12 protein-coding genes are annotated in these 10,434 nt (G+C 73.7%); 3 read left to right on the top strand and 9 right to left on the bottom strand.

The annotated features are described in order from the left end of the window. Positions 1-126: 126 nt before the first annotated feature. The 3 genes from ACZ7GX_RS04315 to ACZ7GX_RS04305 all read left to right on the top strand — a co-directional run bounded on the left by ACZ7GX_RS04315 (position 127) and on the right by ACZ7GX_RS04305 (position 2,442). Positions 127-1,299: a zinc-dependent alcohol dehydrogenase gene (locus tag ACZ7GX_RS04315; RefSeq protein WP_498772697.1), complete on the top strand. Its 1,173-nt coding sequence runs from the start codon at positions 127-129 to the stop codon at positions 1,297-1,299. A 17-nt stretch (positions 1,300-1,316) separates the two neighbouring features. Next, positions 1,317-1,685 (top strand): hypothetical protein, encoded by a 369-nt coding sequence (locus ACZ7GX_RS04310; protein ID WP_498772695.1) that lies wholly within the window; start codon positions 1,317-1,319, stop codon positions 1,683-1,685. Between the two features lie 82 nt (positions 1,686-1,767). After that, entirely contained in the window at positions 1,768-2,442 is a 675-nt protein-coding gene (locus ACZ7GX_RS04305) for a DUF6766 family protein (protein WP_498772693.1), read from the top strand. 10 nt (positions 2,443-2,452) lie between these two features. Here ACZ7GX_RS04305 and ACZ7GX_RS04300 read toward each other — a convergent pair whose 3' ends face one another. From ACZ7GX_RS04300 to ACZ7GX_RS04260, 9 genes are all read right to left on the bottom strand, one after another. After that, positions 2,453-2,953 (bottom strand): DUF6328 family protein, encoded by a 501-nt coding sequence (locus ACZ7GX_RS04300; protein WP_498772691.1) that lies wholly within the window; start codon positions 2,951-2,953, stop codon positions 2,453-2,455. Between the two features lie 29 nt (positions 2,954-2,982). Then, complete coding sequence (locus ACZ7GX_RS04295) at positions 2,983-4,161, bottom strand: cytochrome P450 (protein ID WP_498772689.1); 1,179 nt, start codon at positions 4,159-4,161, stop codon at positions 2,983-2,985. Continuing rightward, complete coding sequence (locus tag ACZ7GX_RS04290; RefSeq protein WP_498772687.1) at positions 4,152-4,832, bottom strand: SDR family oxidoreductase; 681 nt, start codon at positions 4,830-4,832, stop codon at positions 4,152-4,154. Before ACZ7GX_RS04290 ends, ACZ7GX_RS04295 begins: the two co-directional genes overlap by 10 nt. Next, a complete protein-coding gene (gene rfaE2, locus ACZ7GX_RS04285; protein WP_498772827.1) occupies positions 4,832-6,121 on the bottom strand; it encodes a D-glycero-beta-D-manno-heptose 1-phosphate adenylyltransferase in 1,290 nt (429 codons plus the stop codon). The genes ACZ7GX_RS04290 and rfaE2 overlap by 1 nt, the downstream gene beginning before the upstream one ends. 92 nt (positions 6,122-6,213) lie before the next feature. Beyond that, positions 6,214-6,849, bottom strand: coding sequence for a D-sedoheptulose-7-phosphate isomerase (locus ACZ7GX_RS04280; RefSeq protein ID WP_498772685.1), 636 nt, complete (start codon positions 6,847-6,849; stop codon positions 6,214-6,216). After that, entirely contained in the window at positions 6,846-8,051 is a 1,206-nt protein-coding gene (locus ACZ7GX_RS04275; protein ID WP_498772683.1) for a glycosyltransferase, read from the bottom strand. Before ACZ7GX_RS04275 ends, ACZ7GX_RS04280 begins: the two co-directional genes overlap by 4 nt. Continuing rightward, the gene (locus ACZ7GX_RS04270; RefSeq protein WP_498772681.1) at positions 8,048-8,926 is read right to left on the bottom strand and encodes a glycosyltransferase; all 879 of its coding nucleotides are present in this window, start codon (positions 8,924-8,926) and stop codon (positions 8,048-8,050) included. Before ACZ7GX_RS04270 ends, ACZ7GX_RS04275 begins: the two co-directional genes overlap by 4 nt. Beyond that, positions 8,923-9,915: a glycosyltransferase family 9 protein gene (locus ACZ7GX_RS04265; RefSeq protein WP_498772679.1), complete on the bottom strand. Its 993-nt coding sequence runs from the start codon at positions 9,913-9,915 to the stop codon at positions 8,923-8,925. The genes ACZ7GX_RS04270 and ACZ7GX_RS04265 overlap by 4 nt, the downstream gene beginning before the upstream one ends. Continuing rightward, complete coding sequence (locus ACZ7GX_RS04260) at positions 9,912-10,427, bottom strand: D-glycero-alpha-D-manno-heptose-1,7-bisphosphate 7-phosphatase (RefSeq protein WP_498772677.1); 516 nt, start codon at positions 10,425-10,427, stop codon at positions 9,912-9,914. Before ACZ7GX_RS04260 ends, ACZ7GX_RS04265 begins: the two co-directional genes overlap by 4 nt. Positions 10,428-10,434 lie beyond the last annotated feature (7 nt).

The raw sequence follows: 10,434 nt of genomic DNA, 5'->3' as shown, positions 1-10,434 counted from the left end.
GTCGTTCGCGTCCTCATTCCCGGCGATCACGCTTTTCGATCGTCGGGAATCAGGGCGCGAACGACCGACTTCCCGGCGACCTCGCCGCCGTCTGCGGAGCAGCGGCAATCCAACAGAGGAGCACTGATGAAGGCCGTCACCTGGCACGGCAAGCGGGACGTCCGCGTGGACACCGTGCCGGATCCGATCCTCAAGGAGCCGACCGACGTCGTCGTCCGCATCACGTCCACCGGCTTGTGCGGCTCCGACCTGCACCTGTACGAGGTGATGGGTCCGTTCATCGACGAGGGCGACATCCTCGGGCACGAGCCGATGGGCGTGGTCGAGGAGGTCGGCGCGGAGGTCACCGAGGTCGCGCCGGGTGACCGCGTCGTGGTGCCGTTCAACATCTCGTGCGGCACGTGCTTCATGTGCGACCGCGGCCTGCAGTCGCAGTGCGAGACGACCCAGGTGCGCGAGCACGGGTCGGGCGCCGCGCTGTTCGGCTACACCAAGCTGTACGGGCAGGTGCCGGGCGGGCAGGCCGAGTACCTGCGGGTGCCGTTCGGCAACACGCTGCCGATCAAGGTCCCGGACGGCCCGCCGGACGACCGGTTCGTCTACCTCTCCGACGTGCTGCCCACGGCGTGGCAGGCGGTGGAGTACGCGGGCACCCGGGACAGCCTGGTCGTGCTCGGGCTCGGCCCGATCGGCGACATGGCGACCCGGATCGCGCAGCACCGCGGCGTCGAGACGGTCATCGGCGTGGACCTCGTGCCCGAGCGCATGGCGCGGGCCCGCGGGCACGGCGTGACCGTGCTCAACGTGCGCGACAGCCACCTGGTCGACCACATCCGCGAGCTCACCGGCGGGCGCGGGCCGGAGGCCGTGATCGACGCCGTCGGCATGGAGGCGCACGGCGCGCCGGTCGCGAAGCTCGCGCACCAGGCCGTCGGCCTGCTCCCGGACGCCATCGCGGCGCCGTTCATGCGCACCGCGGGCGTCGACCGGCTGCACGCGCTGAGGCTCGCGATCGACATCGTGCGGCGCGGCGGCACCATCTCGGTGTCCGGCGTGTACGGCGGGATGGCGGACCCGATGCCGATGCTGACCCTGTTCGACAAGCAGGTGCAGCTGCGCATGGGCCAGGCCAACGTCTGGCGCTGGGTGCCGGAGATCCTGCCGCTGCTCACCGACGACGACCCGCTCGGCGTGGACTCCTTCGCCACCCACCACCTGCCGCTCGACGAGGCGCCGCACGCCTACGAGATCTTCCAGCGCAAGCAGGACAACGCCGTCAAGGTGCTGCTGCGCCCGTGAGGCGTTATCGTCCGACCATGATCCGCTTTCGGTGGTTGCCCGCCGTGGCGTTGCCGGCGGTGTTGGTGGTGGGCGGGTGCGGCACGGCCTCGGACGACCTGGCGCGGCGCGCGGCGGAGGAGTTCACCGCGGCGGTCGCCTCGGGCGACACCGACCGGGCCTGCGGGTTGCTGACCGAACGCGCGCGCGAGGACGTGGAGTGCTCCTCGCTCGACGTGCCCGGCGGGGCGGTGCGATCAGTCGAGGTCTGGGGTGACGCGGCACAGGTCCGCACCTCCGACGACGTGCTGTTCCTCCGGGACCTGACGGACGGGTGGCGGGTGTCGGGCGCGGGCTGCGAGTCGCGGGGTGAACGGCCCTACGAGTGCGAGGTGGGTGGACCGTGACGCAGCGCGGGATGTTCTACGCCTACCTGCTGGGCGTGCTGGGCCTGCTGGTGTACTTCAGCGTCATCGGGCTGGTGGGCCTGTGAAGAGGTTCCTGCGGGACAACGGCTTGGGGCTGGTGTTCGGCCTGCTGTGCCTGGCGACGCTGGTCGGCCAGGCGTTCTCCGGCAACGCCGACCTCAACGACCACCGGCTCACTGACGGCGGTGACCCGATCGGATTCTGGCAGTACGTGACGTCGTCGGACTTCGCCGTCGACGTGGCCGAGAACTGGCAGTCCGAGTACCTCCAGTTCTTCCTGTTCATCTTCGCCACGGTGTGGTTGATGCAGCGCGGCTCGCCCGAGTCGAAGCCGGCCGGCCGCATGGGCGCGGAGTCCGACGAGGACCAGCTGCTGGGCGCGCACGTGAAGGAGCAGTCGCCGCCGTGGGCGAAGGCGGGCGGGTGGCGCACGGCGCTGTACTCGAACTCGCTCGGCCTGGTGATGCTCGGCCTGTTCGTCGGCTCGTGGCTGACCCAGTCGATCGCCGGGCGCAGCGCGTACAACAACGACCAGCTCAACACCTTCCAGGACCCGGTGACCTGGTGGGACTACGTGCTGTCGGCCGACTTCTGGAACCGCTCGCTGCAGAACTGGCAGTCCGAGTTCCTGGCCATCGGCTCGATGGTGGTGTTGAGCGTCTACCTGCGCCAGCGGGGATCGCCGGAGTCCAAGCCCGTCGGCGCGCCGCACGACCGCACGGACGAGACGGGCTGACCGGACCCGCTCACTCGATGCGGTCCTCGTCGTCCACGTCGTCGTCCGCGATGGTGTCCCGGCTCCGCTCGCGCCACGGCCACGCGAACCACAACGTGCCGAACAGCACGGCCGCGAACGCGCCGAGCACGATGGCCGGCCAACCCCCGACGATGACCTCGGCGAGCAGCAGTATCGTGCCCGTCATGGCGACCGCGAGGCACGCCAGCCCGATGATGGCGAAGCGGTTGGCCACCTCGATCACGTCCTCCCGCCTGCCGCGGCGGAAGAGCAGCCGGTGCCAGGCGGCCGGCGCGGTCAGCAGCGCGACGGCGCACGCCGCGAACAGGACGGTGATCAGGTGGGTGGCGCGGATGTAGCCGCCGGCCGACGCGTAGCGCTCGGTGAACGCGATCGACAGCAGGAAGCCGAACAGGATCTGCACGCCGGCCTGCGCCACGCGCAGTTCCTGCAGCAACTCGTTGAGGTTGCGGGCCAACCTCCGCTGGTGTGATTCCTCAGCCTGACTCACCGCCACCACGTACCCAACGGAGGAGCGGTTCAACCATTACTACGGGTGATGAAGGACAGCCCGAAGTGGTTCAGCGTCACGGGCAGCGGCGCGCGCAGCGTCGGCACGTCCAGGTGCTCGCGCAGGGCGTCGAGCATCGTGCCGCCGGCGACCAGCACGAGGTCGCGCCCGGGGCAGATGCCCGGACCGCCGCTGAACGGCACCAGCCCGGGGTCGTTCGGCGCGGGCCAGTTCTCCGGCGCGTAGGAGTCGGCGTAGGGCAACCGGTCCGGGTCGCGGTGGAAGTACGGCACGAACACGACGAACGTGGTGCCGGCCGGCAGCCAGGCGCCGTGCCAGCGCGTGGGTTCGGTGCTCTCGCGCAGGATCACCGGCGTCGTCGGCCACAACCGCGCCGACTCCCAGATGCCGGCCTCGCCCTCGCCGCCCAGCGCCAGCGCCCGCATGGTCACGATGCCCGCCGCGTCGAACGCGAACAGCCAGTGCGGCGCCTGGCCCAGCAGCTCCTCCGGTGAGCCGAGGCTCGCGAGGCTGCCCGGCTCGCGGCGGGCCAGGTGCGCGCGCAACCGCCGCTCGAACCGCTCGCGCGGCGCGTCCCGGCGCGGGTGCAGGTAGGCCCAGTTGGCGTTGCCGCGCAACGTCTTCAGCAGGTCGGTGAGCTCGACGTCCTCGCGCGCGAACGACCCGAGCACGATCCGCCGCGCCGCCCGCCACCACGCCTGCGCGAACGCGTCCCAGGTCAGCACGCCCGTGCTGCGGACGTGCCGCAGCAACAGGTCCGCCTCGTCGGCCACGATCCCCGGCACGTCGATCTTGTCCGGCCGCAGCACGTCCTCGTTCACCGCGCGCCGCCGCGCCCGCTCCTCCCCCGTCGAGATCAGCACGCCGTGCGGCTGGAAGTGCGCCAGCGCGGCGGTCTTCTCCCGGGTGGCCAGGGCGAACGGCGACGGCGAGTCGGCCAGCAGCCGCGCCACGTCCACCGGGTCGAGCAGCAGCGCGACGCTGCGGCCCGTCACCCGCAGTCGCAAGGGCTCCGGGCCGTACCGCGCGCGCAACCGCCTCATGGTGGCCACCGCCGCGGCGTCCACCCGCGCCTTCTCGGCCATCGCCGTCACCGCCGGCCGGCGCACGATCACGCCCTTGGCCAGCGTCGGCAGCAGCACCTTGGCGAACACCCGTCCCGTGTCGAGCCGGGACGCTACGGCCACGACCCCTCCTCGGCGTGGGCGACGACGAGCTCGCGCACCTCGCAGCCCTCGGGCTGGCGCAGCGCGAACACGATCGCGTCGGCGACCCGCTCGGGCGGGTTCAACTTGCTGTCGTCCGGCGGCCGGTACTGCTCCGCGCGGTCGTCGAAGAAGTGCGTGCGCATGCCACCGGGGATCACCAGCGTGACGCCGACCCGCCCGGCGGTCTCGGCGGCCAGCGCCCTGGTGAAGCCGACGACGCCGAACTTCGAGGCGCAGTACGCGGTGGCGTCGCTGACCGCCTTGATGCCGAGCGTGGACGCGATGGTCACCACCCGGCCGCCCTCCAGCAGGGGCAGCGCCGCCCGCACCACCGCCGCGGTGCCGAGCAGGTTCACCATCACCACCCGGTCCCAGTCCGCGCCGGGCACGTCGTCCAGCCGGCCGCACGCGTCCGTGCCCGCCGCCGTGACGACGGCCCGCAGGCCGCCGTTGCGCTCGGCGATGGCCTTCACCGCGCGTTCCGCCGCCCTGGTGTCGGACAGGTCGACCGACTCGAAGTCGGCCACCTCCGACGACGCCGGCGCGGCCTTGTCCAGCACCAGCGGCTGCCCGCCCAACTCGTGCACCGCGTGCACCACGGCCGCGCCCAAGCCGGACGCGCCTCCGGTCACCAACACCTGGCCGAGCATCAGCCCCTCCTCGACAGCATCTCGGTGGTCGAGCGGCCCCGGTGGTAGGGCACGACGACGGTCCGCCCGCCCCAGCCCCGCACCAGGTCCGCCTCCGGCAATGAATCAACGGTGTAGTCGCCGCCCTTGACCCACACGTCCGGGCGCAGGGCGGCCAGCACGCGCTCCGGCGTGTCGTCCTCGAACACCACCACGTCGTCCACGCAGCCCAGCGCGCGCAGCACCTCGACCCGGTCCTGCTCCTTGGTGACGGGCCGGTCCGGGCCCTTGAGCCGGCGCACGGACGCGTCGGAGTTCAGGCACACCACCAGGCAGTCGCCGAGTGACCGGGCGGCGCGCAGGGTGCGGACGTGGCCCGCGTGCAGCAGGTCGAAGCACCCTCCCGTGGCGACGACCGTGCCGCCGCGCGCCCGGATCGCGTCCACGGTGGACAGTCGGTCCACGGGCCGGAAGCCCGACGCGCCGCCGCAGCGCAGGAACTCGGCGGCGGAGGTCACGGCGTCGGCGACCGCGTCGTCCATCGCCGCGCCCTGCATGAGCCGTGCCGCGGCCGTCGCCGCGAACCGGTCGCCCGCGCCGCACGGGTCGACCACGGGCACGCGTGGCGCGGGCACGGCGACCGGCGTGCCGCCGCCGTGCAGCAGCGCGCCGTCGGCGCCGAGCGTGACGACGACGGCCCGTGCCCGCCACCGGGCCCGCAGTGCTTCCAGGGCGTCCATCGGGTCGGAGAGGCCGCTGAACGCCTTCGCCTCGGCGGCGTTCGGCGTGACCAGGCGGGCGCCGGGCACCGGGTCCGGGCCGCGCGGGTGCGGGTCCCAGACCACCGGGCGGCGGGCGAGCACGGCGCGCAGCCGTTCGTCGCGCACCAGTCCGCGGCCGTAGTCGGAGACGAGCACGCAGTCGGCCTCCAGGACGGCGTCGAGCATGTCGTCGGTGGCGTGGGGCGTGCCGGGGCCGCCGCCGCGGTCGAGCCGGGCGATCGACTGGTCGCCGCAGCGCAGCCGGGTCTTCACCGGGGTCGGCGTCGGCGAGGGGCCCAGCACCGACGGCACCCGGGCCAACTCGTCACGCAGCCGGTGACCGTCCTCGTCGTCGGCGACGGCGGTGACGAGCGTGACGTCCACGCCGTCGGCGGCGGCCAGGGCGGCGGCCAGTCCCGCGCCGCCGGGTCGGGCGCGTTCCCCGGTCACGTCCAGGACGGGCGCGGGGGCGTCCGGGCACAGGCGCTCGGCGGTGCCGAGCACGTCCACGTCGAGCAGCGAGTCGCCGACGACCACCAGCTTCACGATCTCTTCACCTCCAGGTCATTCCCACCACCGCGAGGTCGCGTCTGTCGTTCGCGACTCGTCTCCCGGTGATCACGCTCTCGATCGTCGGGGAATCAGGCGCCGGCGGCCTGCCCGCCGCGGAGCGGCCACTCCGGCTCCAGGCAGGCGACCGAGCCAGCGACCCCGGAGGCGGCGCCATCCAACGCCGCCTCGAACGCGGCGCACAGCGCGTGGACCGCGACCAGTTGGGCCTCCTGCACGTTCGCGGGCTCGCCGGGCAGGGCCAGCACCTCGTCCACCGCCTCGGCCAGCGGGTTCGGGGCGGGGCCCGTCATCGCCCACACGTGCGCGCCCGCACGCCTGGCCGCCTTCGCCGCCCGGATGAGGTTCGGGCTGCGCCCGCTGGTCGACAGCAGCACGACCACGTCCTGCGGCCGGGCGTGCGCGGTGACCTGGCGGGCGAACACCTCCTCGTAGCCGTAGTCGTTGCCGATCGCGGTGACGCTGGAGGACTCCGCGCACAGCGCGATCGCCGAGAACGGCCGCCGGTCGTCGCGGAACCGGCCGACGAGCTCGGCGGTCAGGTGCTGCGCCTCGGCGGCCGACCCGCCGTTGCCCGCCGCCAGCAGCCGCCCGCCGTCGGCGAGCCGGCGGGCCAGCACGCCGCCCCAGCGGGTCAGCCGCGGCGCCTGGGCGCGCAGCCCGGCCAGCGACTGGGCCAGCCCGTTGAGGTGGGTCTCGACGCTCATCGCGCACCTCCCACGGCCACGGCCCGCGGAGCCATGACCCGCTCGTAGACGCGTTCGGTGTCCTCGGCGATCCGGCTCCACGTGTAGCGGACGCCGACCCGGTCCAGGCCCGCCAGCCCGCACGCCTCCCGCCGGGCCTGGTCGGTCAACAGCGCGTTCAGGGCGCGGGCCAGCGCGGACGGGTCGCGCGGCGGCACGAGCACGCCGGTGACGCCGTCCACCACGGTGTCGATCAGGCCGCCGACGGAGCTGGCCACCACGGGCACGCCGCACGCCATGGCCTCCAGCGGCACGATGCCGAAAGGCTCGTACCAGGGCACGCACGCCACCACGTCGGCCGAGCGCAGCAACTCGGGCATGGCGTCCCGCGAGACCTGGCCGGCCAGCCACAGCCGAGCGCGCACGCCGACGCGGTCCGCGTGCTCGGCCAGCCGCCGCGCCTCCAGGTCGGACTCGACGTCCACCGGGCCGCCCGCGATGACCAGCTCGGTGTCCGGCAACGACCGCAACGCGGTGATCAGGTCCTGGAAGCCCTTGCGCGGCACCAGCCTGCCGACGGAGACGATCCGGTGCGGGTGGCGGCGGCGGGCGGCCGGGCCGTCGGGCCGAAAGCGGGCCGGGTCCACGCCGCACGGCACGACGGAGATCCGCGACCGCCGCACGCCCATGCGCATCAGCTCGGTCACCTCGTCGTCGCACGTCGCGGCGATCCGGTCGGCCTCGCGGCCGATCATCCGCTCGATGCCGATCCGCTCGGCCGGGCTGGTGTCGTCGGCGCCCTGGTGGCGGCGCTTCACCGTGCCCAGGGCGTGGTAGGTCTGCACGACGGGCACGCCGACCTTGCGCGCCGCGAGCACCGAGGCCAGGCCGGACATCCAGAAGTGCGCGTGCACGACGTCGGGCCGATCCTCGTACCACCGCTGCTCCAGGAAGCGGGCGAACTCGCCCATGTGCGGCAGCAGCTCGTCCTTCGGCACCGTGCGGGCGGGACCGGCGGGCACGTGCACGACCTCGTAACCCTGCTCGGCGCGCACCCGCTCGGGCAGGCCGGGGTCGTCCCGACGGGTGTACACCACCACGTCGTGCCCCAGTGCCGACAACGCCGACGACAACGCGGCGACGTGCACGTTCTGCCCACCGGCGTCGACACCGCCCAGGGCGGCCAACGGGCTGGCGTGCTCGGACACCATCGCGATCCTCATCCGCTCACTCCTGTCAGCAACCGGTCCCAACTCCGCAGGAAGGCGTCGAGCCCGTACCGGGCCAGGGCGAACTCCCTGGCCTGTTTTCCCTTCTGCCTGGCCAGCGCGGGGTCCGCGACCAACTCGGACACGGCCCGCACCAGCTCGTCCACGTCGGTGGACACCACGCCCGCCTCCGGCGGCACCGCGCGCACCACTTCGGTGCACGCCAACGCCACCACCGGCATCCCCAGGTGCATCGCCTCGATCAGCGACAGCCCCAACGACGTCCACCGCACCGGGTGCAGGTAGAGCCGTCGCAGGGCCAGTTCCCGGTGCAGCGACTCCAGGTCGTGGTCGCCGCGCCCCATCGCGCCCAGCTTGCGGGTCTTCATGCCGTAGACGTCCACCGGCGCCGCCTCGGCGAACCGGGGCAGCAGGTCCGTGCCGACCACCCGGCCGCGCCGCACCGGCTCGTTGACCACGACGGCGGCACGGGGCAGCTCACCGGTGTACCGGGGGCCGGGGTCGACCACGCCGTGCTCGATCACGACGGTGCGCGTCGCGCCGCAGTCCCACATCAGGTCGTTGAAGTGGGTGACGTGGACGATCGTGCCGGACCAGTCCTTGAGCGGGTGCGCCTGGTTCGGGTACTTGGGCGTGTTGTGCTCCAGGTACACGACCGGGATCCCGGCGGGCACCAGGCCGACCTCCGCCGGCCGTTGCAGCACCGCGATGTCCGCGTCGGCTTCGGACACGTCGACCTCGCGGGCGGCGGGCCAGTCGCGCCCGGACAGTCCGATGCCCTGGGGCGGCCCGGGGATCAGGTACTCGTGACCGCCCCGGACGAACGCGTTCGTCCACGAGCCGTGCACGTGCCACAGCAGGATCTTCACGTCCGCACCCCCACGAGTTCGGCGACGGCGGTGACGACCTGGTCGGCCGTCACCCGGTCAAGGCACGGGTGGCCGGGCACCGGGCACTCGCGTGCGCGCGAGTCGCGGCACGGGGCGCCCTGGTCGCCCAGCAACACGTGCGGCCCGTGCGGCGCCCACCGGCCGGCGGGCACGACGGGTGAGAACAAGGACACGACCGGCGTGCCGACCGCGGCGGCGAGGTGCGCCGGTCCGGTGTTGCCGACCACGACCGCGTCCGCGCGGGCCAGCAGCCCGGCCAGTTCGGCGAACGTCGTCCGGCCGCCGAGGTCGACGCCGCGCGTGCCGGCCACGTGCCTGGTCAACGCGGTCTCGCCCGGTCCGCCGGTGACCAGGACGCGGTGCCCGGCCTCGGTGAGCGCCGTGACGGCCTCGGCGCACCGGTCGGGCGACCAGGCGCGGGCGGGCACGGAGGCTCCCGGGTGCAGGACGACGTACGGCCCGATCTCGGCCGGTTCCGGTGGGGTGGTGATCGCCAACTTCCCGTCGTCGCCCGGCGGGAGCTCGAAACCGGCGGCGCGGGCGACTTCCAGCGCACGTTCGGCTTCGGGGAGGTCGGGGTCGTCGCGCAGCCGGACGTCGAGGAGGGAGCCCGGGTAGTCCGTGGAGCGGGCCACGACCTTCGGCACGCCGGCGAGCTTGAGGAGCAGGGCGAGCGGCAGCGGGCTCTGGTGGAAGGAGGTGAGGACCAGTGCCACGTCGGCGCGAATCCCCTTGAGCAGGGCGACGATCCCCTCGACGTCCGGGGTGCGGACGTCGGGCGCCGGGTAGGCGATCCACGGGCAGTCCCACCGCACGACGCGCCGCACGCCGGGCAGCAGCTCGGCCGCCTGCGCGCCGGAATGACCGCACAGCAGCACGACTTCGCCCGCGTGCGCGGCGGCGCGCACGGCCGGGCCGGCGAGCAGCACGTCGCCGTCGCTGTCGAGTCGGGCCACCAGTGTCCTCATAGGACCATCGCCACCGCGGACCGCAGATCGGGTGCCGTGTGGGGCGCGCGGTCGACCTCGTCGGGCAGGGTGGCGGGCGTGGGCACGAGGATCGGGGTCGCGCCGGCGGCCAGGGCCGCTTGGACGTCCGCCTCGATGTCGCCGATGAAGTAGGTGCGCTCGGGGCGCGCGCCGAGGGCCGCGCAGGCGCGGAGGATCATGGTGGGCGCGGGTTTGCGGCACTCGCAGCCGTCGTCGGGGTGGTGCGGGCACACCTGCCACGTGCCGAACCGGCCGAGCCGGGCCTCGACCTCGGCGTTCACCGCGTCCACTTGGGCGCGGGTCAGCAGACCGCGGCCGATGCCGGACTGGTTGCTGACGACCCCGGTGCGGACCCCGTGCGCGCGGAGCACCCGGAGGACGTCTCGCGCACCGGGCATCGGGCGCACCCGCTCGGGGTCGCCGTTGTAGGGCACGTCGGTGATGAGCGTGCCGTCGCGGTCGAAGAGAACCGCATCGGGGTACTGGTCCACAGAGGAG

This window comes from Actinosynnema sp. NPDC037264 (genome assembly GCF_055603705.1).
This window is presented reverse-complemented; position numbering and strand designations above follow the sequence as displayed.